Annotated in this window: 17 protein-coding genes; 5 read left to right on the forward strand and 12 right to left on the reverse strand. The window is 71.8% G+C overall.

Annotated elements, in window-relative coordinates; translation table 11 throughout:
- From ABD987_RS28235 to ABD987_RS28280, 10 genes are all read right to left on the reverse strand, one after another.
- Window positions 1-9,924, reverse strand: a complete 9,924-nt coding sequence (locus ABD987_RS28235; protein ID WP_345400308.1) for an amino acid adenylation domain-containing protein — start codon at window positions 9,922-9,924, stop codon at window positions 1-3.
- Complete coding sequence (locus tag ABD987_RS28240) at window positions 9,921-11,201, reverse strand: serine hydrolase domain-containing protein (protein WP_345400311.1); 1,281 nt, start codon at window positions 11,199-11,201, stop codon at window positions 9,921-9,923. The genes ABD987_RS28235 and ABD987_RS28240 overlap by 4 nt, the downstream gene beginning before the upstream one ends.
- Before the next feature lie 140 nt (window positions 11,202-11,341).
- Window positions 11,342-12,007 carry a response regulator gene (locus ABD987_RS28245; RefSeq protein WP_345400314.1) on the reverse strand — a complete coding sequence of 222 codons (666 nt, stop codon included), beginning with the start codon at window positions 12,005-12,007 and terminating at the stop codon, window positions 11,342-11,344.
- A complete protein-coding gene (locus ABD987_RS28250) occupies window positions 11,983-13,275 on the reverse strand; it encodes a sensor histidine kinase (RefSeq protein WP_345400317.1) in 1,293 nt (430 codons plus the stop codon). Before ABD987_RS28250 ends, ABD987_RS28245 begins: the two co-directional genes overlap by 25 nt.
- A 90-nt stretch (window positions 13,276-13,365) precedes the next feature.
- Window positions 13,366-13,890 (reverse strand): flavin reductase family protein, encoded by a 525-nt coding sequence (locus ABD987_RS28255; RefSeq protein ID WP_345400320.1) that lies wholly within the window; start codon window positions 13,888-13,890, stop codon window positions 13,366-13,368.
- Window positions 13,887-15,152 (reverse strand): cation:proton antiporter, encoded by a 1,266-nt coding sequence (locus tag ABD987_RS28260; protein ID WP_345400323.1) that lies wholly within the window; start codon window positions 15,150-15,152, stop codon window positions 13,887-13,889. Before ABD987_RS28260 ends, ABD987_RS28255 begins: the two co-directional genes overlap by 4 nt.
- Window positions 15,149-16,738: a tryptophan halogenase family protein gene (locus ABD987_RS28265; RefSeq protein WP_345400326.1), complete on the reverse strand. Its 1,590-nt coding sequence runs from the start codon at window positions 16,736-16,738 to the stop codon at window positions 15,149-15,151. The genes ABD987_RS28260 and ABD987_RS28265 overlap by 4 nt, the downstream gene beginning before the upstream one ends.
- Window positions 16,739-17,275: 537 nt before the next feature.
- The gene (locus ABD987_RS28270) at window positions 17,276-17,512 is read right to left on the reverse strand and encodes an MbtH family protein (protein ID WP_345400329.1); all 237 of its coding nucleotides are present in this window, start codon (window positions 17,510-17,512) and stop codon (window positions 17,276-17,278) included.
- Between the two features lie 20 nt (window positions 17,513-17,532).
- A complete protein-coding gene (locus ABD987_RS28275) occupies window positions 17,533-18,456 on the reverse strand; it encodes an ArsR/SmtB family transcription factor (RefSeq protein WP_345400332.1) in 924 nt (307 codons plus the stop codon).
- A gap of 728 nt (window positions 18,457-19,184) precedes the next feature.
- Window positions 19,185-19,652, reverse strand: a complete 468-nt coding sequence (locus ABD987_RS28280; RefSeq protein ID WP_345400335.1) for a VOC family protein — start codon at window positions 19,650-19,652, stop codon at window positions 19,185-19,187.
- Window positions 19,653-19,766: 114 nt separating this feature from the next.
- On the opposite strand from ABD987_RS28280, the gene ABD987_RS28285 reads away from it, so the two are divergent.
- Window positions 19,767-20,756 carry a helix-turn-helix transcriptional regulator gene (locus tag ABD987_RS28285; protein WP_345400338.1) on the forward strand — a complete coding sequence of 330 codons (990 nt, stop codon included), beginning with the start codon at window positions 19,767-19,769 and terminating at the stop codon, window positions 20,754-20,756.
- A gap of 35 nt (window positions 20,757-20,791) precedes the next feature.
- On the opposite strand, the gene ABD987_RS28290 is transcribed toward ABD987_RS28285, so the two are convergent.
- Window positions 20,792-21,748: a TIGR04222 domain-containing membrane protein gene (locus ABD987_RS28290; RefSeq protein WP_345400341.1), complete on the reverse strand. Its 957-nt coding sequence runs from the start codon at window positions 21,746-21,748 to the stop codon at window positions 20,792-20,794.
- A 229-nt stretch (window positions 21,749-21,977) separates the two neighbouring features.
- Here ABD987_RS28290 and ABD987_RS28295 point away from each other — a divergent pair, with 229 nt between their 5' ends.
- The 3 genes from ABD987_RS28295 (at window position 21,978) to ABD987_RS28305 (ending at window position 24,409) form a co-directional block, all read left to right on the forward strand.
- Window positions 21,978-23,078, forward strand: coding sequence for a PLL family lectin (locus ABD987_RS28295; protein WP_345400344.1), 1,101 nt, complete (start codon window positions 21,978-21,980; stop codon window positions 23,076-23,078).
- Window positions 23,079-23,162: 84 nt separating this feature from the next.
- On the forward strand, window positions 23,163-23,762 hold the full coding sequence (locus tag ABD987_RS28300) for a DinB family protein (protein ID WP_345400347.1): 600 nt from the start codon (window positions 23,163-23,165) through the stop codon (window positions 23,760-23,762).
- Window positions 23,763-23,965: 203 nt separating this feature from the next.
- Complete coding sequence (locus ABD987_RS28305) at window positions 23,966-24,409, forward strand: MarR family winged helix-turn-helix transcriptional regulator (RefSeq protein WP_345400350.1); 444 nt, start codon at window positions 23,966-23,968, stop codon at window positions 24,407-24,409.
- Between the two features lie 25 nt (window positions 24,410-24,434).
- Here the strand turns inward: ABD987_RS28305 and ABD987_RS28310 are convergent, their stop codons facing one another.
- The gene (locus tag ABD987_RS28310; RefSeq protein ID WP_345400352.1) at window positions 24,435-25,022 is read right to left on the reverse strand and encodes a TetR/AcrR family transcriptional regulator; all 588 of its coding nucleotides are present in this window, start codon (window positions 25,020-25,022) and stop codon (window positions 24,435-24,437) included.
- A gap of 97 nt (window positions 25,023-25,119) precedes the next feature.
- On the opposite strand from ABD987_RS28310, the gene ABD987_RS28315 reads away from it, so the two are divergent.
- Window positions 25,120-26,166 (forward strand): NAD(P)-dependent alcohol dehydrogenase, encoded by a 1,047-nt coding sequence (locus ABD987_RS28315; RefSeq protein WP_345400355.1) that lies wholly within the window; start codon window positions 25,120-25,122, stop codon window positions 26,164-26,166.
- Window positions 26,167-26,230 lie beyond the last annotated feature (64 nt).

The raw sequence follows: 26,230 nt of genomic DNA on the forward strand, positions 1-26,230 counted from the left end.
TCAGCGTTCCCCTCCAGGCTGATTCGCGGCGGCCTGCTCGATCGTGCTGAGGATCGTGGCCAGGATGTGTTGGGCCAGCTCGGACACCGTTGGCCGGTCGAAGAGTTCCCGTGGCGACACCGGCGTGCCGAACGCGGCGGCCGCCTTCGCGGCGAGCTGGACGCTCAGGATGGAGTCGCCGCCGAGGTCGAAGAAGTTGTCGTGCACGCCGACCCGGTCCACCCCGAGCACCTCGGCCCACAGGGCGGCCAGCGCCTGCTCGGTGGGATCACGCGGCTCCACCTGGGGTTTCCCGTCGGCGATGGCCCCGCCCATCGGCAACGCCCGCCGGTCCACCTTCCCGTTCGGAGTGAGGGGCAACCGGTCCAGCGCGACGAACACCGTGGGCACCATGTATCCGGGCAGCTCCCGCCCGAGCGCGGCGCGCAGCCCGGTCACGTCGGGCACGGCGCCGCCGACCGGCACCAGGTGACCGACCAGCCGCTTGACCCCTGGCCGCTCCTCCCGGACGGTGACCACGGCCTCGGCGATGCCCGGCTGCCCGACCAGCGCCGCCTCGATCTCGCCGAGCTCGATCCGGTAACCCCGCAGCTTCACCTGGTTGTCCGCACGGCCGACGAACTCCACGGTGCCGTCGGACCGCCACCGCGCCAGGTCACCCGTGCGGTACAGCCGCCCCCCTGGATCGATCGCCGACGCGACGAACCGCTCCGCGGTCAGGCCGGGGCGGTTCAGGTAGCCCCTGGCCAGCCCCACACCGCCGATGTACAGCTCCCCCACCACGCCGGCCGGGACCGGGCTCAGGTTCGCGTCCAGCACGTACACCCGCTTGTTGGCCAGTGGACGCCCGATCGGCGGCACCTCGGCCTGCGGACCGGCCGACGGGGGTATCACGACGGAGGTCGACAGCGCGCTGCACTCCGTCGGCCCGTAGACGTTCACGAGCGGGAACGGCAGGCCCGGCGGTGGCGCCTTGCGCAGCACGTCGCCGCCCACCAGCAGCCACCGCAGGCTCGTCCCGGCGATGGCGGGCTGGTCGAGCACGCCGTCCAGCCGGGGTGTGGACAGGAAGCAGATCGTCACCCCCGAGTCCGCGAACCAGCCGACCATCCTCGCCGGATCGCGCAGCACGTCACCGTGTCCTATGTGGACACTGCCGCCCACCATCAGGGGCGGCCACAGCTCGAACACCGTCGCGTCGAACCCGAGCGCGGCGACCAGCGCTCCCCGGTCCGCGGCGGTGAGCCCGAAGTCCCGGACGTACCCGGAACACAGGTCGGCCAGGCCGCGATGGGTGATCAGCACGCCCTTGGGCCGCCCGGTCGAGCCCGAGGTGTAGATCACGTAGGCCAGGTTGTCCGGCCCGACCGGCACCGCGGGGGCGTGGCCGGGACCCTCCGGCCACTCCCCGTCGAGGCACACCACCTCGGCCTCCGCCGCCGGCAGCCGCGACGCCAGTTCCCGTTGGGTCAGCAGGACCGGGGCGGCGGCGTCCCGCAGGACGTAGGCCAGTCTTTCCGGGGGATAGTCCGGATCGAACGGGACGTAGGCACCGCCTGCCTTGAGCACCGCGCAGACCGCGATCACCCAGGTCAGGGACCGCTCCAGCAGGATGGCGACCGGGACGTCGGGCCCCACTCCCCGCTCGATCAGCAGGTGCGCCAGGCGGTTCGCCCTGTCCTCCAGTTCCGCGTAGGTCAGCTCGGTGTCGCCGAACCGGACCGCGAGGGCGTCCGGGGTGCGGGCCGCCTGCCGTTCGGCCACCCGGTGCACGAGCAGGCCGGGAGGGAACGCGGCCGCGGTGTCGTTCCACTCCACCGTCAGCCGGTGGACCTCGGCCCCGGACAGCATCGGCACCGCGGCGATGGTCCGGTGCGCGCCGCTCACGATGCCTTCGAGCAGGGTACGCAGATGCGTGCCCAGTTTGTCCACTGTGGACGCGTCGAACGACCGCGAGTCGTAGCGCAGCTCCAGCGAGAGCCGGTCGCCGGCGTAGGCGACGAGGTTGAGCGGATAGTTGGTCGACTCCACCGCGTCGATCGCGCGCACGCGCAGGCCGTGGCCCGCCGCGGCGTCCCGATCGACGGGGTAGTTCTCGAACACCACGATGCTGTCGAAGAGGGCGCCGCCCGCCGGCACGCCGCTCCACGACCGCACCTGGGCAGGCGAAACCGTGTGGTACTGCCGTGCCTCGGCCTGGTCGGCCTGGAGCCGGCGCAGCCACGGCACCACCTCCCGGCCGCCCTCCACCGCCACGCGGACCGGCAGGGTGTCGATGAACAGTCCCACCATGGTGTCCGAGCCGGGCAGTTCGGCGGGCCGCGCCGCCGCCGTCGCGCCGAAACACACCTCGCGGTCCCCGCTGTAGCGCGACAACAGCAACGCCCAGGCACCCTGCACGACCGTGTTGAGCGTGAGCCGGTGGTGTTTGGCGAACCCGGTCAGCCTGCCGGTGAGTTCCGCGGGCAACGCGCAGTCGAGCACCGCGTCGGGCCGGGCGCGATGCGCGGCGGGCTGCCGCCGGTCGACCGGCAGCGGCGTGGCCGCCTCCAGGTCGGCGACGACGTGCCGCCAGTACTTCCCGGCGGCGGTCTGGTCCTGTGTGGACAGCCAGGACACGTAATCGCGGAAGGGACGGCGCGGGACCGGTGGCCGCCCCCGGTATTCGGCGAAGACGTCGGCCAGCACCTGCGAGCCGCTCCAGCCGTCCAGCAGGAGATGGTGGAACGTCCACACCAGACGGACGGTGGTCTCGCCGGAGCGGATGACGGTGAGCCGCGACAACGGTGGCGTGGCGAAGTCGATCCCGGCCGCGCGGTCGGCCGCCAGCAGCGCCCGGGTTTCCGACCGCAGCGCCTCCCCGCTCAGCTGACGCCGGTCGAGGTGGGTCACCGGCAGCCGGACGTCCGCGTGCAGCAGTTGCAGTGCCTCGGGCAGGTTTTCCCACGCGATCGACGTCCGCAGGACGGGGGTGCGCTCGACCACGCGCTGGAACGCCGCCCCCAGCCCGCGCGGATCGGCGACCCCGTCCAGGTCGATGGTCAGCTGGGTGAGGTACTGGCCGGGTTCGGGATCGGCCAGGCTGTGGAACAGCATGCCGCCCTGGGCCGGGGTCAGCGGATAGATGTCGCGCACGGACCGCCCGTCGCCTGCGAGCCGGTCGACCGTGGCCTGGTCCAGCGGGACCAGCGGGAAGTCGGACGGCGTGCAGCCGCCCACACCGGGCTGCCGGCAGTGCGCCAGTATCTCCTTCAGCGCGTCGATCAGGCCGTCGGCCAGCCGCCTGATCACCGCCCCGTCGACGCCGGCGTAGTCCCAGCTGATCTCCAGTTCCCCCGCACTCACCCTGCCGACGACGGACACCGGATGCGCCGGGGCCCGGCCCGGCGCCTCGTCCAAGCCGATGTCCGCCGGCGTGCCGCGGTAGAGCTCGCCCGCGGCGGCCAGCGCGTCGAGCCGCCCGAGGTAGTTGAAGCTGAGCCACGGCCACCGCCCGCCGTCGAGCCGGTCACCCGACGCGCCGAGGTAGCGCAGCGCGCCGTAGCCGAGGCCCCGGCCCGGCACCGCCCGCAGCTGCTCCTTGACCGACTTCAGCGTCGCCGCCCAGCCGGGTTCGGCGGGCAGGTCGAGCACGACCGGGAACAGCGTGGTGAACCAGCCGACCGTGCGGGACAGGTCCAGGTCCGGGAAGAGGTCCTCCCGGCCGTGACCCTCCAGCGCGATCGCCACCCGGTCGCCGCCGTGGTAGGCGGCCAGCGTCCGGCCGAGCGCGCTGAGCAGCAGGTCGTCGATCCGGGTCCGGTACACCCCGGAGACCTCCGACAGCAGCGCGGTGGTCTCGGCGGGGCCGAGCCGGGTCGTGAGCACCCCGCTGTCCGTGCCCGGCGGCGGGCCGGCGGGCACGGCGCCCGCCACCTCGCCCCAGTACGGGTACTCGTCGTCCAGTTCGCCCGCCGCCACGTGGTCGGCGAGCCGCGCCGCCCAGTCCCGGAAGGAACTGGTCTTCCGGCCGAGGTCGACGGACTGCCCGGCGCGGGCCTGCCGGTAGGCGGTCTGGAGGTCGTCCAGCAGGACCCGCCAGGACACGCCGTCCACCACCAGGTGATGCGCGCTGACGACGAGCCGGGACCGCTCGGGCCGCGCGAACCGCACCAGCGGCCCGTGCTCCAGATCCATCGCCCCGCCTGCGGGCACCGGCTCGACGTCCTGGCTGCCCGCGTTGAACTGTGTCCACCCGCCCTCGACGCGGCGGAACCTCATCCGCAACGCGTCGTGGTGCGCGACCACCGCGCGCGTCGCGGTACGCAACGCGTCCTCGTCCACGTCGCCGGTCAGCTCGACCGAGACCCACTGGTTGAAGTGCGCCGGGGTGTCGGTGACGGTCTCGAAGAACCACCGCTGAATCGGCGTCAGCGTCACTTCGCCTTCCACAGTGGACTGTCGACCGGTCGCGGGGGCCGCCTCCGGGGTCAGGCCCGCCGCCAGCGCCGCGACGGTCTGCCGCTGGAACAGTTCGCGCGAGGACAGCCGCAGCCCGCGCCGCCGGGCCGCCGCCACGACCTGGAGGCTCAGGATCGAATCGCCGCCCAGCTCGAAGAAGTTGTCCTCGGCGCCGACCCGCGCCACGCCCAGCACCTCGGCCCACACACCGGCCAGCACCCGCTCCGCCGCCGAGCGCGGCGCCACGAACGCGGCCGCCACCCGGCCCTCCGGCGCGGGCAACGCCGACCGGTCGATCTTTCCGCTGCCGGTCAGGGGAAAGGCGGGCAGCGTCACGAACACCGACGGCACCAGGTGCCCCGGCAACCTCCCGGACAGGTACGCGCGCAGGTCCGCCGGATCGGCCTCGCCGCTCGGCACGACGTACGCCACCAGCCGCTTGACGCCGTCGTCCCGTGCGACGACGGCGACCTGCTCGACCGCGGGGTGTCCGGCGAGGGCCGCTTCGATCTCGCCGAGCTCGATCCGGAAGCCGCGGATCTTCACCTGGTGGTCGGTCCGGCCCAGGTACTCCAGTTCGCCGCGGGCGGTCCACCGGACCAGGTCCCCGGTCCGGTACAGCCGCCCGCCGGAGGAGGAGAACGGGTCGGCGACGAACCGGTGCGCGGTCAGCGCCGGTCGTCTCAGGTAGCCGCGCGCGAGGCCCGCGCCGGCGAGGTACAGCTCGCCGGGTACCCCGATCGGGACCGGGCGCAGCGACGCGTCCAGCACGTACGCGCGGGTGTTGGACACCGGCCGTCCCATCGGGACGGTCCCGCCGGGGAAGTCCCCGGACAGGTACCAGGCGCTGGCATACACGGTCGCTTCGGTGGGCCCGTAGATGTTGGCGATCTCGCAGTCCGGGACGGCCTGCCGGATCGCGGTGATCAGCCGCGGTGGCAGCGCCTCGCCCGCGAGCACCACCGACCGCGCGTCCCACCGCGCCGCGCCGTCCCCGACCAGGGTGGCCACGACGGACGGCACGCCGCTGAGCAGGGTGCCGGACCAGCCCTCCGCCGAGTCGGCGAGGGCCAGCAGGTCACGGACGATCTCGACGCGGCCGCCGGTGGCCAGCGGGCCGAAGAGCTCGAACACCGAGACGTCGAAGTTGAGCGAGGTCGCGCAGAGCACGTGGGCCAGGCGCTCCGGTCCCAGTTCGGCGACCGCCCACTCCTGGAGCTCGGCCAGGCTGTGCCGCTGGATCTGCACTCCCTTGGGGCGGCCGGTGGAGCCGGAGGTGTAGATCACGTACGCGAGGTGGCCGGGCAGGGCGCGGTGCGGCGGCGCCGTCGGCGGGTGTTCCGCGATGCGCGCCCGGTGCGTGTCCAGCGCGACGACGGGCACGTCGGTGGCGGGCAGCCGGTCGGCCAGCCGCTCGTGGGTGAGCACCAGGCACGGCCGGGCGTCGGCGAGCATGAAGGCGAGGCGGTCCGCCGGGTACTCCGGGTCCAGCGGCACATAGGCCCCGCCCGCCCGCAGCACGCCCAGCACGCCCACCAGCAGGTCCACGCCGCGGTCCAGGCACAGTCCCACCAGGGCGTCCGGTCCGACGTTCCGGTCGATCAGCAGCCGCGCCAGCCGGTTCGCCCGCGCGTCCAGTTCCGCGTAGGTCAGGCTGTCGCCGCCGGAGGTCACCGCCACCGCGCCGGGCGTACGCCGGACGTGACCGTCGAACCGGTGCAGGGGCGAGCGGTCCGGCGGGAACTCCAGGCCGGTCCGGTTCCAGTCGTGGAGCACCCGGCCGCGCTCCCCCTCGGTGAGCAGCGGGAGGTCGGCGACCGCGCGGTCCGGGTCGGCAAGAACCCCCTCCAGCAGGACCAGGAGGTGATCGGCCATGCGCCGGATCGTGTCCTCGTCGAACAGGTCGGTGCGGTACTCGAGGTGCGCGACGAGCTCGGTGTCCCGCTCCCGGAACTCGAAGGTGAGGTCGAACCGCGAGGTGGGGCGCGGCAGCTCGACCCGCTCGACCTCGAGCCCGGCCAGCTCCATGGGCCCGCCGGGGGAGTTCTGCACCAGGACCATCGCCTGCACCAGCGGGGTGCGGCTCAGGTCCCGGTCCGGCGCGACGGCGTCCACCACCCGTTCGAACGGCACCTCGTCGTGGGCGAACGCGTCCAGCACCGTGGTCCGCACCCGGTCCAGCAGGCCGGCGAAGGTTCCCTCCACAGTGGACCGGATGACCAGGGTGTTGACGAAGAACCCGACCAGCCGCTCCAGTTCCGCCCTGGCGCGCCCGGAGGTGGCCGTGCCCACCGCGACGTCGCGCTGCCCCGACCGGCGGGCCAGCAGCACCTGCACCGCCGCGGTCAGCACCATGAACAGCGACGCGTCCCGCTCCAGCGCCAACCGGCGCAGGCCCGCGGTCACCGGCGCCGGAACCGTGAAGCCGACGGAATGGCCGCGGGAGGACCGCACCGCGGGGTGGGGCCGGTCCGTCGCCAGGTCCAGCGGCGCGATCCCGGCCAGCTGCTCGCGCCAGTAGGGCAGCTGCTCGTCCAGTTCGGCCAGCCGTCCCCGCTGCCACCGGGCGAAGTCGGTGTAGCGCAAGGGAAGCGGAGCCAGCTCGGCCCGTTCACCGCGTACCGCCGCCGAGTACAACTCTCCCAGTTCCCCGGCCAGCACCCCCATCGACCACCCGTCCGCCACGATGTGATGCATGGTGAGGACCAGGAGATGGTCGTCGACGCCGAGCAGGGGCGCCAGTGCGACCAGCAGGGCGCGGAACGGCGGCCCGGCGCCCAGGTCGAAGGGCGCGGTGATCTCCTCGGCGAGCAGCCCCTTCGAAATGTCCACGATGGACAGTGGGACGTCGGCGGGCTCGCCGACCAGCTGGACGCCGCGGCCGTCCTCGGACCCGAACACCGTCCGCAGCGACTCGTGCCGCACCACCAGTTCGTTCAGCGCGGTCCGCAACGCGGGCACGTTCACCGGGCCACGCAGGCGGAACCCGGCCGGCGTGTTGTACTCGACGTTGTCCGGTTCGAACTCGTGCAGGAACCACAACCGTTGCTGCGCGAACGACAACGGGACGGGGCCCTCGCGGTGCTCGACGGGAATGAGATCCGCCGGTACACCGGTCGTCGCGTCCACCAGCTCGGCGAGGCCGCCCACGGTGCGCGCGGCGAACAGGGCCCGCACGGCCAGCGACACCCCGAAGTCCCGCCGCACCCTGGACAGCACCCGCATCGCGGCCAGTGAGTCGCCGCCGAGGTCAAGGAAGTCGTCGGCGGTCCCGATCCCCTCGGTCCCCAGCACCCGCGACCAGATCCGCAGGAGGCGCTCCTCGGTGTGCCCGCGCGGCGCGACGTACTCGGCCGTCCCCGCCTCGGGCGCGGGCAACGCCCGCCGGTCGACCTTGCCCCCCGCGTTCAGCGGGAACTCGGGCAGGCTCACGAAGGCGCCGGGAATGACGTACTCGGGCACGCGCCGCGCCATGAACTCGCGCAGCCGCGCCGGAGTCGGCGCGGCGCCGTCCGCGGGCACCACGTAGCCGACCAGCCGTGTGCGCCCCGGCCCGGTCGTCTCGGCGACCACGGCCACCGAGGCGACCCCGGGGTGCTCGCGCAGGACGGACTCCACCTCGCCGATCTCGATCCGGAAGCCCCGGATCTTGACCTGCTCGTCACGACGGCCGACGAACTCCAGGTCGCCGGTGGCCAGCCAGCGCACCAGGTCGCCGGTCCGGTAGAGCCGGCCGTCCTGGTCGATCGGCGAGGGGACGAACCGTTGCGCGGTCAGGCCGGGCCGGTTCAGATATCCCCTGGCCAGCCCGGCACCACCGATGAACAGCTCCCCCACCACCCCGACCGGAACCGGGTTCAGATCGGGATCCAGCACATAGACCCGCATGTTCGGCAGGGGGCGGCCGATGGGCACCGATCCGGCGCCCGGCTCGCACCCGCCGTGGAACTGGGTCGCGCCCACCGTCGCCTCGGTCGGGCCGTAACCGTTGACGAACCGGTGCGTCTTGGCCCATCTCGCGGCCAGGTCGGCCGGGCACCGGTCCCCGACCGACAGCACGGTCTCCAGTCCGGGGACCTCCTCGGGACGCAGGTCGGCGAGGGCGGCGGGCGGCAGCGTGACCAGATCGATCCGCTCGGCCCGGATCTGCTCGGCGAGGCCCAGCGGCGCGTCCGGCGCGTCCATCCGGCTCAGGCACAGCGTGGCGCCCGCGGTCAGCGTGATGAAGATGTCCCAGACCGCGCCGTCGAACCCCGGCGACGCGTACTGCAGCACGCGCTTTCCCGGGCCGAGGCCGAAGATCCGCGCCGCGGCGGTGACCAGGTTGCACAGCGCCCGGTGTTCGACCATGACGCCCTTGGGGGTGCCGGTGGACCCCGAGGTGTAGACGACGTAGGCGAGGTCGCCGGGGGTGGCGCCCACCCGCGGCGGTTCCTCCCACCAGCCCGCGATCGCCGCGGCGTCCCGGTCCGGGCACACCACGTCCACGCCGGTGTCCGGCAGCCGGGGCAGCAGCCGCTCCTGGGTGACCACCACCAGTGCTTCGGTGTCCTCGAGCAGGAAAGCCAGCCGCTCGGCGGGAAGCGCCGGGTCCAACGGCACGTACGCGGCCCCGGCCCGCAGCACCGCCAGGATCGCCACCACCATGTCCATGCCGCGCTCGACATACACGCCGACGACCGTTCCCGGCCCCGCCCCGCGATCGATCAGGTGCCACGCCAGCCGGTTGGCCCTGGTGTGCAGTTCGGCGTAGGTCAGCGACTCGCGGCCGAACAGCACCGCCGTCGCGTCCGGAACCTGCCCGGCGCGCTCCGCGATCAGCTCGGGCACGCATCGGTCGGCGGGGAACTCGGCGGCGGTCGCGTTCCACTCGACGGTGATCCGGCGCAGCTCGTCGCCGGTCATCACGGGCACGGTGGACAGCGGCGCGGCGGGCGTCGCGAGGACACCGGCGAGCACGGTGTCCAAGTGCCCGGCCATCCGCACGACCGTGGCGCGGTCGAACAGGTCCGCGCGGTACCAGAGCAGACAGGCCAGCCCGCCGTTCTCCCGGTGGAACCGGAAACCCAGTTCCACCACCGGCGAAGGCACACTGTCCACTTCGGATTCGAAGTAGCCTGCGGTGACCGAGACCGGCGGGAGATCCACCTCCTCGTCGTCGTCATCGGCTCGGATCGCCGCGCCGACGGCGGCCAGCAGGTCCTCGAACGGGGCCGCGCTGTCCACTGTGGACCGTATCGGCCGGGTCCCGGCCGGAAGCTCGACCCCGAGCACGATGTCCCGCTGGCCGGTGTAGCGGGCCAGCAGCACCGTCACCGCGGCCGCGAGCGTGCTCAGTGGCGCCGCGGCGAACCGGGCAGGCACCTCGGCGGTCAGCTCGAACCCGACGACGGCGGTACCGGCCTCGCCGGCCGCCGCCCGTGGCCGGTCGGTCGGCAGGTCCAGCACCAGTTCCTCCGCCGCGTCCAGAATCCTGTCGGTCACCTCGGGTCCTCCCCATCCGGAATGCGCCTGGCCACCCGGCCCGCCACCTCGAGCACGGCGATCGCGCCGTCGCTGTCCCGCCCGAACCGGCCCACGTACACCGGGCGGCCGGCCGCGGTCCGCCCCGCGTCGAACACGAGTCCCTCGTGGAAGGTCATGTCCAGCGCGGTCGCGGTGCCCATGTCCAACCGGAATCCGGCACCACCGGGCCGGACCGAGTAGTGGTTGTCCCCGTTGCGGTACTCGCCGGCGCACCCGGGTGGCCCGGGGACCGGCGGGCCGGGCGGGGCGCTCGTCCCGTAGCTGCCGATGCGGGCTTCGGCGGCGAGGTCCTCCCACAACCGCGTCCCGTCGGCGGAGTTCGTGGTGACCGCGACCGCGATGCCGTTCGCCGGGTCGAACCTCAGATGCGCCGTGGTGCCGTCGCTCCCGCCGTCGTGGCCGAACCAGTCGGTCCCGGCGTGACGGAACCGGGCCAGGCCGAGCCCCCAGCCGTCGGCGAGACCGAACGGAGCGGCGCCGGTCGGTTCGCCCCGCATCAGGCGCGCCCCGGCGGCGTCGAGCACGAACGACGGCCCCTCGCCGAGGAGCACCCTGCCGAACCGCACCAGATCGGCGGCGCTGCCGGCCAGCCCACCGGCCGGAGCGCGGAACACCGGGAATTCCCCGGGAACAGGCTGGACCCGCCCTGCGCGCACTACGTGCCCGCCGACGGTGGGCCCCGGCGGGAAACACCGGAACACCGGCGTGATCCCCAGCGGGGCCAGCAGCAGTCCGGTCACCGCGTCCGGCCAGTCCTGCCCGGTCACCACCTCGATCAGGCGCCCAAGGAGGTAGTAGCCGACATTGGAGTAGGAGAACCGGAGTCCCGGTGGAGACAACGGAACCAGGTCCCGGCACCGGGCCACATAGGACCGTGGCGACGGCGCCGCGCCCGCCGGACGGTGCTCGGCCACCAGCCCGCCGGTGTGGCCCAGCAGATGTCGCGGGGTCGCCCGCATACCGGCCAGCTCGGGCAGGTGGACCCCGATCGGCGCGTCGAGGTCCAGCTCGCCCTCGCCGGCCAGCTGCGCGACGAGCGTCGCGGTGAACGGCTTGGTCACCGAGCCGAACGGAAAACTCGACTTCGTGCCTACCGGCCTGCCACTTCCATACAGTTCTTCGCCGTGTTCGACCGTGGTGGTCACACCCGAGTGGTGGACCGCGAGTTGCGCGCCGGGAACCCGATGTTCCTCGGCCAGGTCGAGAAAAGTTCGGCTCAGCCACGCGACGTCCACGAATCCCCCGTCGATCGGCGTCGAATGACCCACGGGAAATTCGCGGGCACGCCCAAAGCCTGCTCGGCGGCGACGGTGGGAGCCAGCTCCTTGAACCGAAGGTTAAGGAGGGCAGTCGGGAACTCGGCGGTCCGGGTGACTCAGCGGCGCAGATAGCTCAGTACCGCGAGCACCCGGCGATGTCCGGACGCCTCGGAAAGGTTGAGCTTGACGAAGACGTTGCCGATGTTCTTGGCCACGGCGGCCTGGCTGACACCCAGCTCGGCGGCGATCGCGGCGTTGTTGCGTCCCTCCGCCATCAGCGCGAGCACTTCGCGCTCCCGGAGGGTCAGCCGGTCGACCGGATGATTCTTCTGCTGGCGTCGCAGCAACTGCCGCACCACGTCGGGGTCGATGACGGTGCCGCCGTCGGCGATCCGTTCCACCGCGCCGATGAACTCCGTCACCGCGCCCACCCGGTCCTTGAGCATGTACCCGAGCCCGCCCCCGCAGCGCACCCCGGACTCCAGCAGCTCGAACGCGTAGGCCGTCGCGACGTACTGGGTGAGCACCAGGATGCCCACCTCGGAATACCGGTCCCGCAGTGCCACGGCGGCCTGCAATCCCTCGTCGGTGAAGCCGGGTGGCATCCGCACGTCGGTCACCACCACGTCGGGCCGGGTCTCGTCGACGGCGGTGAGCAGGCCCTCCGCGTCGTCGACCGCGGCCACGACCTGATGGCCGAAGCGGCCCAGCAGCTCGATGAGCCCCTCCCGCAACAGGACGGCGTCCTCGGCGAGGACTATCCGGAGCCGAGGGCGTGACATGGCAGCTCCACGAGCAGGTGAGTCGGGCCCCCGTACGGGCTGATCAACGTAAGCCTGCCACCGACGACGGCGACCCGGTCGGCCAGGCCCTGCAGCCCGGACCCGGCGGTGGGATCGGCACCCCCGACGCCGTCGTCGGAGATCGTCAGCGCCAGCCGGTCACCGTCCCGGCGGCCGGCCACCCGGACCCGCTCGGCCTGGCTGTGCTTCACCACGTTGGCCAGCGCCTCGCTCACCGCGAAGTACGCGACCGCCTCGATGCCGGGCTTGAGCCGCTCGGAAAGCGTGATGTCCACGCTCACCGGGATCGGGCACCGATCGGCCAGCTCCATCACCGCCTCCACGATACCCCGGTCGGTGAGCACCTGCGGGTGGATACCGCGGATCAGCTCGCGCAACTCCGCGAGCACCCCCTCCGCCTCCCGCCGCGCCGTGCCCACCAGCCGCGGCCCCTCGCCGTCGGCGGCGGCCAGTTCGAGCTCGGCCACGCCGAGCGTCATGATCAGGGTGACCAGCCGCTGCTGCGCCCCGTCGTGCAGATCCCGTTCGATCCGGCGCCGCTCGGCCTCGAACGCGTCGACCAGCCGGGTCCGCGAACGGGTCAGCTCGTGCACCTGGCTGGACAGCTCCACGCCCTTCGGCCCGAGCAGCATCCGGGCGAACTCGGCCTGCCCCGCGGCCACCACGCTGATCAGGTAGGCCACCGGCGGCACCAGTGCCACGCTGGCCAACGCGGCGAGGATCTTCCCGGTGACGCTGGTGATGGGCAGGCCGAACTTCAACGACCCGGTGTCCAGGAACAGTTCGGCCAGCGGCGCGACCGGGATGTAGAGCAGGACCGCCACCAGGACCATGACGCCGAGGTCGATGAACGGGAGGACGATCGTGAACGCCACCGCGTAGCTGAACTCCCGCCACGTGGCGGCCTCCCGCAGCCGCGTCCACAGCCAGTGCTGCACACCGGTGCCGGACAGACACGGGTGGGGACTGTGCACCGGTTCGCGGTCGACCAGCCGCAGCCGCCGCCGCTCCACCGCGGCCAGCGGAATGGCGATCACCACGTTGACCAGGAGCAGTCCGACACCGGTCATGACGTAGACGGACACGGCGTCGTGTCCGGACAACCAGGTGTTCAGCAGCAGCATCGGGAGCGCCAACAACGCCCCGCTGGCCACGTATCCCCACGACCGCCACGGCCAGCTCGACCCGAGGAACCGGCGCGGACCGCGAGCCATGGCCTCCCACGCGTTCGTGGGAACGTCGTTCATGACTACCACCACGGTAACCGCACCCGCCAGCGCCTCCCGCCAGGAATCGGACTCCTCACCTTACAAGGCCTTGGCGGGGGCACGGCGGATTCAGGCAGGGGACCACGACGAGAACCGCCGCAGTCCGTACAGCAGCGGTGTCGGCGCCGCGACGCGCAGTTCCACCTCGGAGACCTCGCCGAACACCACCACGTGATCGCCGGCCGCGACGGTGCGGGTGACCCCGCAGTCGGCGATCGCGTGCGCGTCGTCGATCAGCCGGGGTCCCCCGCGGTCGCCGTCGCGCCGCCAGCGGACCAGGCTGAACCGGTCGGCTCTGCCGGAGGCGAACAGTTCCGCGGTGGCGCGTGCCCCGGAGTGCAGCAGGTTCACCGTGAAGGTGGACGTCAGCAACGTCGCCCCCAGCGTCGGGCTGTCCCGGCGCAGGCAGACCAGCAGCGTCGGGGGATCCAGTGCCACGCCGCACATCGACGAACAGGTCATGCCCCACGGCCGCCCGCCCGGTTCGAACGCGGTCACCACGGCGACCCCGCTGGGGAAGGTGGCCATCAGTGACCGGAACCGGGCCGACGGCTCGGCGGGCGGTGTTTCCGGGACGATCAGGCTGTCGGTCATCGTGGTGCTCCGTTTCCCAGTGCCACCAACGGTTTCCGGGCGAGCAGGGCGTCCACCGGGCCGGTGACCACCGTGGCCACCAGTGCCATCACCACCAGGGCGAGATACATGCCGGAGGTGAGGATCCCGGCGCTGTAACCGGCCTGCAGCACGACGAGCTCGGTCAGGCCCCGCGCGTTCAACAGCACGCCCATGCGCATCGCGAAATCCGGTGGCTCCCGGCCCATCCGGGCACCGAGGTAGCCACCGCCGACCTTGCCGAGCACGCCGAGCACGGTGGCGAGCACCATCGCCGCCCACGGCAGGGTGTCGAACCGCCGAGCGAACACCGTGACCCCGGTGACCACGAAGAACACCGGCACGATGCGGCGGCCGACGTCGGTCACGGTCCGCACGGCGGTGTGCCAGGCGGTCTGGCGCCGTCCGGTCGGGATGGCCAGGCCGACCAGCAGCGCGCCGAAGATCTCCGTCAGGCCGAGGTGCTGCAACGTCCCGGACAGGACCAGGCCGCCCGCCGCGATCACCACCGCCGCCGCCGAGGGAAACCGGGCCGCGAACCGGTTGGCGGACGGGGTCCGCAGCAGCGCCCAGCAGCCGGCCGCGCCCAGCAGCGCCACGATGATCACGATGCCGACCCGGCTCACGTTCCCCATGCCGCCGGTCGCCAGCCCGATCGCCACCGCGAGCAGGAGCCAGGCGAGCCCGTCGGTGATCACCGCGACGGTCATCGACAACCGGCCGAGCCGGGTGCCGGTCAGCTCGCGGTCCTCCAGGATCCTGGCCAGCACGGGCACGGCGGTCACCGCGAGCGACACGGCCAGCAGCACGACGAGCGCGGCCGGGGGCGCGGTGCCGCGCAGCGCCGGATCGTCGTCGACCAGCACCCAGGTCGCCAGGATCCCGCCCATGGCAAGGGGAACGGCCACCGCGCCCACGACCGTCCAGCCCACGGAGCGGCCACCGACCGGCTCACGCGCCCGGCGCAGTTCGTGGGCCACGCCGATCACGAACAACACCAGCCCCGCGTGGCCGACGAACCGCAACCAGTCGAGCACCGCCGGAGGCAACAGGACCTCCAGCAGCCGCGGTCCGCCCGCGGCCAAGACGAGCGGACCGACGGCGAGCCCCAGCGCGATTTCGCCGATCACCACCGGCTGACGCAGCCGACGCGCCGCCAGCCTGCCGAGGAACGCCAGCAGCAGCACCGCCGCGAGGGCGAGCACCACGTGCTGGGCGAGTCCGGCCCCGCCGACCGGGTTCATCGCGGCCGGCCGGCCGGGACGCGCTGTTCCGGCGGCAGGCCGCGCAGGTGCGCGAAGTAGTCGTACTGGCTGGGCAGCTTGTCCATGAGTTCCTCGGCCTGGCGCCGGACCAGTCGCAGCTCGCCCGCGGCGGCGGCGCCGTCGATCAGTTCGAGCGCGGGCGGCGCCTGGAGCTTGATCCCGCCGAGGCCGAGCAGCATCGCGGTGTAGGAGTAGGACTCGAACCCGTGGTAGTGCGGGAAGACCGAGTCCGTGTCGGGCAGCTTGACCTGCCACTGTTCGATGCGTTCGGCCAGTTCGCCCGGCACCGGCCTGGTCTTGGTGTCCTGCCAGTACTGGTTGTCCGCGCGGGCCGCCGCGTAGTAGTGCAGCACCAGGAACTCCCGCACCCCGTCCATCACATGGGCGACCTGCCGGTTGTACGCGCGCCGCAGTCGCTCGTCCCAGCCCCGGTTCGGGAAGTGCTTGACCAACTGCTCGACGGCGTTCTGGATGAAGAAGATGCCGGTGGACTCGAGCGGTTCGACGAAGCCGCTGGACAGCCCCACGGCCACGCAGTTGTGCACCCACGACTCCGCGCTGCGGCCGATCCGCATCCGGATGTGGTTGGCCTCCAGGTCGTTCGCGGCCGGGCCGACGAACTCGCGCAGGGTCTGTTCGGCCTTGTCGGGCGTGCAGTAGTCGGAGGAGTAGACGTAGCCGGTCCCCAGCCTGCCGAACAGCGGAATGGTCCAGATCCAGCCCGCGTCCTGGGCGGTGGCCGTGGTGCAGGGCCGGATTCCCCTCGCCGCCATGTCGACCGGCACCCGCAGCGCCACCGCCCGGTCGTTCGGCAGAGTGTCCTGATAGGACTGGAACGGCACGCCGAGGGCCTGGTTCAGCAGCATGCCACGGAAACCGGTGCAATCGACGAACAGATCCCCGGCCAGTTCGCCGTGTTCCCTGGTGACCACGTGGCTGATCCAGCCCCGCTGGTCGAGGGCGACCTCGGTGACGTCGTCGAGCACGTGCCGCACGCCGCGATCGACGCCGTACCGCGTCAGGTACCGCGCCAGCTGGGCGGCGTCGAAGTGGTAGGCGTACGGGAACTGGGTGTTCTGTTCCGACAGGGTGGTGCGGTACATCCCGTCCGCGCCGCCCTCGCTGAACTCCTGCTCGAACAGCTGGCCGGAGAGGTAGCGGGGCGAGCGCTTGGCGTCGCACAGCGACGCGATCAGGAAGCAGTCCTGGTCGAACCGGTCCCCGGTGCCCTGGTGCAGCCACCAGTCCGTGATCGGGAACCCGTCCACCACCCGGAGTCGCTCGAACGGGTGATAGAAGTGGTGCCCCTTGGCCCGCCAGTTCTCGAACCGGATGCCCAGCTTGTAGGTCGCCTGGCATTCCGGCATCCACACCCGCTCGTCCAGGCCGAGGTAGTCGAAGAAGTGCCTGACCGTACTGAAGGTCGCCTCGCCGACACCGATCGTCGGCACCCCGGGCGATTCGACCAGGGTCACGGTCACCCGGTCCCCGAACGCCGCCGTCAGATACGAAGCCGTCATCCACCCCGACGTTCCGCCGCCGACGATGACCACATTCTTGACCATGGCACCTACCTTGTTGAGCGGGAATTCACGACAGGTGCCTCAGCCTGCGGGGACCCGTCCGCACGCACCAGGAACTTGACTCGGCAGCGAAACAGCGCGGACGATTTTCCTTCGCCGGCGGGGAATTTCGCGGGCGGTCGAAGTTGCTGGCCACCGGTTGTCCCCGTATACCAGGAGTTCCCGCTCGCGATGCGCGGCACGACCGAATCCTCGGCGAGCGCGAAGGTCGTCCCCGCCGCGCCGGGCCGGAAGTGTCCTCAACAGACAGACGAGCATGGCTCGCGGCCGTGTCTTCCGGACCAGTCTGCGGGAGTCCCCCACACCCGCCAACCGGGCCAACCCCAGTTCCCGCTTCGGGTTATCCCCACCGAAGGTCGGGGGACAACGGTGTGCCCGGCCGCCGGCTCCTCGCCGGATACTGGGCCCATGCGCCCGCTGTCACGTCGGAAACGACAAAAGCTCTCCGGCCGGGAGGGCGTCCTGGCCGGAGAGCTTCCGCCGGGGCCGGGCGGGGCAGACCACCGGGCCCCCGGCCGGTCACGCGGCCGGTGTCGGCGACGCGGCCGCTTCCATCGCGTCGATCAGACTCTTCGGACGCATGTCGGTCCAGTTCTCGTTGACGTACCGCAGCGCGGTTTCGCGGTCGGACTCGGTCAGCACGACCGTCCAGCCCGCGGGCACCTCGATGGCCGAGGGCCACAGCGAATACTGGTTCTCGTCGTTCACCAGCACGACGTAGCGGCCGTCCTGGTCATCGAATGGGTTCGTGGTCAACTCGCGGATCCTTTCTCGGGTTACGGCAGTTTCACCGGCGTACGGTGTTCGGATCGCCTCGGCGCGACCCTGCGGCTCTGGAGCAGGGCCACGCCCAGCGGGGTGAGGGTGTGCAGCGCGGTGTTGCGGTTCCGGGTCGTCTCGACCAGCCCGGCCTCACGCAGGATGGTGGCGTGCTTACTGGCTCCGGCCAGCGAGATGCCCAATCGCTGGGACAGTTCCCCGGTGGTGCAGCTGTCGGTGAGCGCCTGGAGCGCGGCCGCCCTGGTGTGCCCGACGAGCGCCCCCAGCGCCTGCTCGTTGGGTTTCCACGATCCCCACATCCCGGAGAGCACCGCGGGGCTCGGCGGGACGGCGAAGGCGAGTACGGGCGCGGTCGAGGCCCGCCGGGCGTCGATCAGCACTCCCGACCGGCCGATCAGGAAAAGCGACGGGCTCAGCAGCAGTCCTCTGCCATCGAGATGGACGTCACGCCGGGGCTGGCCGGCGATCTCCAGCGTCGGCGGAGTCCACCGCATTTTCGGGTGCAGCGAACTCAGCAGCCCCTCCACGCCGACGGTGATCAGGACCCTGCCCCGGACGTCGCGCTCGGCTTCCAGGCAGCTTCGCGTATGACTCCAGTAGGGCACAACGGCCACCTGACAGAACTCGAACACGGCCGCGGCCACCCGTTCCTGGTTCCGGTCCTCCGGCTGGGCCTGCTCGGCGAGCTGCCGCTCCAGCAACCACTGCAGGTCGGTCAGCGGCAGGTGCTCGCGGGTCAGCTTCTCGATTCCGGCGACGCGGTGGCCGAGACCGTCCCGCACCCGCCGTTGCCAACCGCCGAAGACTCCGCCGCCGCGCCGGAAGAGGTCCAACGCGAAGACGCTCTCGGCGACGGGCCCCAAACTCGTGATCATTCTTACCTGGGACAGGTCCTTGTCGGTGAAGTGGATTCTCAGCATCTAGCCCCCAGACGCCTCTCGGGCCCGGCATGACGCCGTCGAAGACAACCGCACCTCGCCCGAAAGGCATGCGTATGTGACACGACACCCCCAAAAAACGTCACGGTGGAAACCCAATACCGCCCGGCGCGCTATCGCCTATATTGGGTCGACCTTCCGCGAACCCGATCACCGCCCCTGATCGAGTGCACCGACAGGTAGCCACACGTTTGGCCGCAAGCCTATTTCAACCCGGAACCGCCCGCAACGCTATCCCTGAATCGACGGCCAATCGAGGCACCCGCGCCCGCCAGTACCTTTTACCCATGGCGAAAACGTCCAGCGCCGTTCGACCCGTGACATTGCTCCGAACCGCTCAGTCCACATTGGTATGTTCGGTTCAGCCCGGTCAGGCGCACACTACGCACCAGGCGACGTACACCTGGTTATACCACCGTTTGGCGGCCGAAATACGCGACCCTATTGGCGTGAATACGATGAGAGCGAAGGCGGCCGTAGGGCGTTGAATCCACGGCGCGGTTGATGCGCGGCCTGCCGCGCGGGGCGGTTTGCCGAATTCGGGATCCAAGTCCCGATCGCGCTTCCCGGGCTCCGTGTCACCGGAAACGGTAATCCGGATTTTTGGTTTTCGGAAAACTCTCGTGTACTGGGAAACTGTCCACTGTGATTGTGGTGCACCGGCCGTCCCCGGTAGGTCGCGGGGACGGCCGGTGCACCACCTCCGGGGGTCAGGCCTGGGTGTGTTCGGCCGCGACGTCGATGATCCAGGTGACGCCGAAGCGGTCGGTGAGCATGCCGAAGGCGGGGGCCCATGGGGCGGGGCCGAACGCTTCGATCACGGTCGCGTCCTCGGCCAGGCCCTCCCACACGGGGGTGACTTCGTCGACGCTGTCGCCGCGGACGGAGAGGAAGAACGGTTCCCCGGTGATGGTGGTGCCGTTTTCGCGTCGTGTGGTGGGCGCGGCGGGTGTGGTGGGGGCGTGCTGGCCGGGTACGTCGTAGGCCATGACCCGGAAGCCGTTGTCGGCCACGATCTGGCCGAACACGACGTGGGTGGCGCCGGGTAGTTCGGCGGGCATGCCGAAGTCGGCGTAGGTGGCGATGGTGAGCTGGCCGCCGAAGACCGACTGGTAGAACTCCAGGGCTTCGCGGGCCTGGCCGTGGAAGTTCAGGTGGGTGACAGCGTGGAGCGTCATGGTGTGGATGGTCCTTCGCGAAGGGTTCTTGTCGCCGGGGGTTTCCGGCGCCGAGGACGACGATGTCAGCGATACCGGTCAGGGAACGTCCGCTATGTGTGGCAGGGTGCGGACATGCCGATCGCCTCCTCGCGGACGACCTCCAGTCGGCTGCTGTCGTTGCTGTCCATGCTGCAGGCTCGCCGGGACTGGCCGGGCGGCCTGCTCGCCGAGCGGCTGGGTGTCAGCGAGCGGACCGTGCGCCGCGACGTCGACCGGCTGCGCGAGCTGGGGTATCCCGTGCGGGCGGTCAAGGGTCCCGACGGCGGGTACCGGCTCGACGCGGGCAGCCGGATGCCGCCGCTGCTGTTCGACGAGGAGCAGGCGGTCGCGCTGGCCGTGGCGCTGCGGATCGCGGCCGGGACGGGCGCGGGCATCGAAGAGGCGGCCGCGCGGGCCCTGGCCACCGTGCGGCAGGTGTTGCCGTCGCGGTTGCGGCAGCGCGTCGACGCCCTGGAGATCGGCGTGGCGGGGAATGGTACCGATCCGCAGGTCGACACCGGGATCCTGCGCACGCTGAGCGCCGCGGTCCGCGCGGCGGAGGAACTGCGGTTCGACTACCGCTCGCCGGGACGCCCCGCGGGCGCCGAGCCGCGCCCGCCGCGCCGGGTGCAGCCACACCACCTGGTGGTGCGGGGCGGGCGCTGGTACGTCCTCGGCTGGGATCCCGACCGCGGCGACTGGCGGACCTTCCGCGCCGACCGGATGACACCGCGTGTCCCGAACGGCCCGCGGTTCGTTCCCCGGGAGGTGCCGGGTGGCGACGTGGCAGCCTTCCTTTCGGCCCGGTCCAAGGGTTCCGAGAGCACGGACGCCTGGCCCTGCCGTGGCGAGGTGATCCTCGACCTGCCCGCGGCGGCGGTGGCCCCGTTCGCCGGGGACGGGGTCGTCGAGGAACTCGGTGCCGCCCGGACCAGGCTGACGACGGGATCCTGGTCCTGGGCCGCGCTCGCGGCGACGTTGGCCCGCTTCGACACCGAGATCGAAGTGATCACCCCGCCGGAACTGCGCGCGGCGTTCGCGGAGCTGTCCCGTCGCGCCGGACGCGCCGCGGGAACCGGATAGGACGGCAGGCCGCGTCGCGACGTTCCTTCCGGCGCTCAGCCATCCCCGCCACCACAACCGTCCCCGCCGGAGCCGCATCCGTGACCACCGTGGCTCCCGCCGTCCCCGCCGTGGGTACCGCACCCGCCGCCCCAGTGGCCCTGGTGACGTCCGGTCGTGGGCCCGCGCACGCCGGATCGGCGGCGCGAGGCGGCCGGACCGGGCCGGCCCGACGAAGGCAGCGGGGCTCGCGGGATCGCGTATTCGGTGGTCGTGGACCGCAGGTACGCGCGCAGGCCGGGATCGGGATGGGCGTCCGGTCCGCCCAAGGCGACCAGGCCCGCCGGTGTGCTCCACAGACCGGCGGTGGCCACACCGGCCCTGGCCCGCGCCGCCACCTGCCTGCCGGCGCCGGTGAGCGTGCCAGGGGCGCGGGACTCGCTCGCCCACCACAGCGGGGAAATCACCACCGCGGCGAGACAGACGAGCAGCCATCCCTCCGGCCGGCGCGGCCCGGTTTCGGCGACCAACCAGACCGCGCCGACCGCGAACACCACGAGCACCGCCCCGAGCGCCAGCCGACGGCGACGAAGCCAGGCGCGCCCGCCCGCCACCAGCCCCAGCTCGGCCAGCCCGGACCGGACCGCGGCGAACTCGGGCTCGCCGGCCGCGTCCCGTGCCACGGCGGCGACCGGCGTCGGACGCCACTGGCTGAGCTGGCGCAGCACGGCCGCGTCCACCCGGTTCTGCCTGGCACTGGCCAGATCCGCGCCGGCGACCCTGGCCAAACCGCTGCTGGACACGCGCAGCGTCCCCTGGTCGACCAGCCGCACGATGGCCGTCTCCGCCAGCCGCGCCGCGCCGCCGAGCAGGCAGGCGACCTCGTCGACGGACAACGGCCGCGACGGCACCGCCCGGCGCGGCCCCCATCGGAGCAGCACCGCCCACCCCACGGCCGCCACCGACGCGACCACGTAGCCGAGCAGGCACAGCACCCGCCACCACTCGTCCATACCACCACCGTGGGTCGTCCTCGTCCGGATGACGGTAGGCGCCGTCGATGAAATCCCGATGACACGGCCGCCGGGGCGGCCGTGGCCGAAGGAGCGAGTTTTCGGTTACGGGGCAACCTGTTGGCCGCCTCGGTCGTGAGGTGTTGCGAAGACCGGGACGGTCCGGCCCGCCCGAGACGGCACTGGGGCTCGGCGCCGATCGGTGTCCGAGCGGATGGGGAGGAAAAGCATGGGGAGCACGACGCGTCGCGTCGCGGTGGTGGCCGCGCTGGCGACGGCGATCCTGGGCGGCATGAGTTCGGCGGAGGCGGCGACGCGGTCCGCCACCGGGCCGACGGCCGCGCCCGGCACCGGTAACCGGGTGACGGCCAAGGCCAGGGCAGGCGGTGTGTACGCGGTGCAGGGCAACGCGGACGGCACCTGGGGCCCGGCCACCCCGCTGCCGGGGCCCGACGGCAGTCCGCTGGCCGCGGGTTCGGTGTCGGCCACGACCATGCCGGACGGCTCGGTCCAGGTCGTCGCCACGGACCCTGCCTGCGGTCTGTGCTACCAGAACAGGCTCGTCGACGGCACCTGGACCGGCTGGCAGACCCTGAACGCCCCGGACGGCTCCGCGGTGTTCGCCGCGAACGAGGTGGCGATCGCCGGACTCACCGACGGGTCCTCGGTTGTCCTGGCCACCGACCAGAACCACGTTCTCTACCACCGAATCCAGGACCCCGACGGGATCTGGTCGGACTGGCGGGCGATCCCGGGCGAGGGCCGCGACGCGCCCACCATCCAGGTCACCAGTCCCACCGTGGTCGGGCGCCCCGACGGCTCGTACCTCATGGCCGCCCTCGAAGGCGGCCGCCTGCTGCTCGAACAGCCGGGCACCCTCGATGGCGGTCTCACCTGGTGGCGGGTCGTGCCGGGGCTCTCCCCGGATCTCCCGTTCGAGGGTGACGCTGTCTCGGTCACGCAGCTGGCCGACGGGTCGAGCCACTACCTCGCGACCTACCGGCGCCGCACCTCGACCCTTCCGCCCGGCGCGCTTTTCCAGTCGACCGGGGACTTCCGGCAGTTCGCGATGGTCCCCGGCCGCGACGGCGCGGCCGCCTTCATCGGCGCGGCCGTGAGCATGACTCCCCTGGCCGACGGATCGACCCAGTTCCTGGCCACCGACCGGACGACCCACTACGTCTACCGGAATGTCCGCCGGCCCGACGGCACCCTCGGCGGCTGGCAGCCGGTGCCCGGCCCGGGCGGCGACGGCACGAACGTCCCGGTGAACGCGGTGTCCGGCACCGGAATGCCGGACGGGACAACGCAGTTGATCGAAGCGACCTGATCTCGGTTCTTGTCGTTGCCGGACGGACCGAAACAACCGGGGCTGCCCAAGATGTCCTCCCGGCGCGTGGCAGGCTCGGTTCCCATGATCGACGATTTCGCGAAGGAATACCTGCACAGCGATCTGCGGGAGATCCGCGAGGTCATCCTCTGGAAGCTGGACGGGCTGGGCGAGTACGACGTCCGCCGGCCACTGACCTCGACGGGAACCAATCTTCTCGGCCTGGTCAAGCACCTGGCGTTGTGGGAGTCCCGCTATTTCGGCGAGGTCTTCGACCGGCCGTTCCCCACGCCCCTGCCCCGCTGGGACGAACCCGGACAGCGTGGCACCGACCTGTGGGCGACCGAGCACGAGACGCGCGAGGAGATCATCGGCCGCTACCGGCGCGCCTGGGCGCACTCCGACGCGACGATCGCCGCCCTCGCCATCGACGCGCCCGGTCGGGTGCCCTGGTGGCCGCGCCCGGACGTCACGCTGTTCACCGTCCTGGTGCACATGCTCACCGAAACCAGCCGGCACGCCGGACACGCCGACATCCTGCGCGAACAGGTGGATGGCTCGACAGGGACGGCCGCCGGCTACGCCGCCCAGCGGCGTGACGCGGCCATTGTGGACGCGCGGCGCGCCGAGATCGAGCGGGCCGCCACGGCTGCCGCCAAGTTCGATCACGGCCTCCGGCCGTAGATCCTCACCACGCCCGTTCGGGCGATCAACGACGGGTGGCCGAGCGACGGGGCCTGGCGCCAAGACCGATCAGGGTGCTGGTGTGCGCGGTCATCGAAGTCCTCTGGGCCGATCACGCGGATACTTGGATTTTCAAACTGTTCGCAGTGTCGCGGCAATACTTTGAGTTGTCAAGTATTGGATGGACCAAGTAATGTGCGGACATGGCCGAGCGCACGGGTGTGGAGGAGTCCCTGGTCTACGAGGTCCTGGACCTGGTTTTCACCATGGCCGACCAGACCAACGCCCTGCTCGCCGACACCCTCGGCGACCTGGAACTGACTGCCGTGCAAGCGAAAGCGTTGTGGAAGATCGAGCCGTCGGCTTCCCCGACGATGCGCCAGCTCGCCGCCAGCCTGCACTGCGATCCGTCCACGGTGACCTTCATCGCCGATCGTCTCCAGGACAAGGGCCTGATCACCCGGGAGATCGATCCCGCGAACCGCCGGGCCAAGATCGTGACCCTCACCGAACTCGGGCTCACCACCCGGCACCAGCTCGCCGCGGCGATGGTCACCCGGTCACACGTCGGCCGGCTCGGCCCGGCCGAGCAGCGCCAGCTCAAACGGCTGCTGACCAGGGCCGTGTCCACGCACACCACGGAGTGAAGAAGCCGGGATCGACACGGGCCGCCTACCGGGGTGCGATGACGCGCTGAACGCTGTCGCGGAGCAGGGCCCGGCGTTGGTCGTGCAGCTCCGGGGGCTCCTGATCACTGGCGGCGTAGACGTTGCTGACCGGTGACCACGCCATGGACATCGCGATGACCATGGCCATCAGGTCGAACGGGTCTCCGGCCCGGACGACGCCCGCGGCCTGCGCGTCGGCGATGGCGCGCAGTTTGGCGTCGTCGAGGCGGTTGCCGTCCTCGACGAGATGACCGGCCGGGCGCCGCTCCAGGCGTGCCCAGGTGGCCAGCCGGATGAGGTCGGGGCGGCGGAGATACTCATCGTAGAGACGGACGGCCCAGTCGGCGAGATCGGTGGCGTCGATCGGCACGACGGTCATGATCCGCTCCAGCGAGCCGAAGAAAATGGCGTCGAACAGCCCTTCCTTGCTGCCGAAGTAGCCGTAGAGCTGCGCCTTGTTGGTGCGGGCGGCGGCCACGACACGTTCGACGCGCGCCCCGGCGATCCCGTGCTCGGCGAACTCCCGGGTCGCCACGTCCAGGATGCGCTGCCTGGTGGCGATGCCACGCGGGGTCAGGGGCTTGTCGGCCATGCGAGGACGATAACAACAGACCAGTCGGTTTGCCGAGTCGGCGACTTCCCGCTACCGTCGAAATAGACCGAACAGTCTGTTTTATTTGGGAGTGGACGTGAGAAGCACCCTGGGCTGGCAAGCCGGCCGCGCCGGGACCACGTTGCGGCGAACCTCGCTGGAACGCCGGGAACTACGGGCCGACGACGTCGCCGTTCGCGTCGACTACTGCGGCGTCTGCCATACCGATCTCCACGCCGTCCGCGCCCACACCGGCGAAGCGCCGTTGGTGCCGGGCCACGAGTTCACCGGCGTGGTGACCGACCTCGGGCACGAGGTCACCCGCTTCGCCGTCGGCGACCGGGTCGCCGTCGGCAACATCGTCGACTCATGCGACGTGTGCGCGATGTGCCGGGCAGGACAGGAGAACTTCTGTCACGAGTTCCCCACCCTGACCTACGGCGGCACCGACCGCCACGACGGGACCACCACCCTGGGGGCCTACTCCGGCGAGTACGTCGTCCGCGACCGGTTCGCCTATCCGCTCCCCGCCGGGCTCGACCCCGCGGCCGCCGCTCCCCTGCTGTGCGCGGGGATCACCGTCTGGGAACCACTGCGAGCCCTCGGCGTCGGGCCCGGCACCCGGGTCGCCGTGGCCGGACTCGGCGGCCTCGGGCACCTCGCGGTCAAGTTCGCCGTCGCGCTCGGGGCCGACACCACGGTCGTCAGCCGATCGGCGGGCAAAGCCGACGACGCCCGCCGGCTGGGCGGCCACGACCTGATCGTCTCCACGGACCGAGGCCGGATGGCCGCGGCCAGGGACCGGTTCGACGTCGTCGTCGACACCATCGCCGTCCCGCACGACGTCACGCCCTACCTCGGGCTCGTCGCCCTTGACGGGACGCTCAGCCACCTCGGGCACCTCGGCGCGATCACCGTGCGGGCCACAGATCTGTTGATAGGGCGTAAGAAGCTCAGCTCCGCGGGCAGCGGCGGCCGTCCCGCGACGGCCGCCATGCTGGAGTTCTGCGCCCGGCACGACATCACGGCCGACATCGAACTCCTCCCGTCCGCACACGTCAACGAAGCCCTCGATCGCTTGGAACGCGACGACGTCCGCTATCGCCTCGTCCTGGATATGTCCGGTCTGCCGCGAAACCACTGACGGCCCAACGGAATTCGTGGGCACCGCGGGATCCCTGGGGGCGCACCGGCCGGGTACGGGCGAT

It is taken from the genome of Amycolatopsis samaneae (genome assembly GCF_039541975.1).
Classification (GTDB): Bacteria; Actinomycetota; Actinomycetes; order Mycobacteriales; family Pseudonocardiaceae; genus Amycolatopsis; species Amycolatopsis samaneae.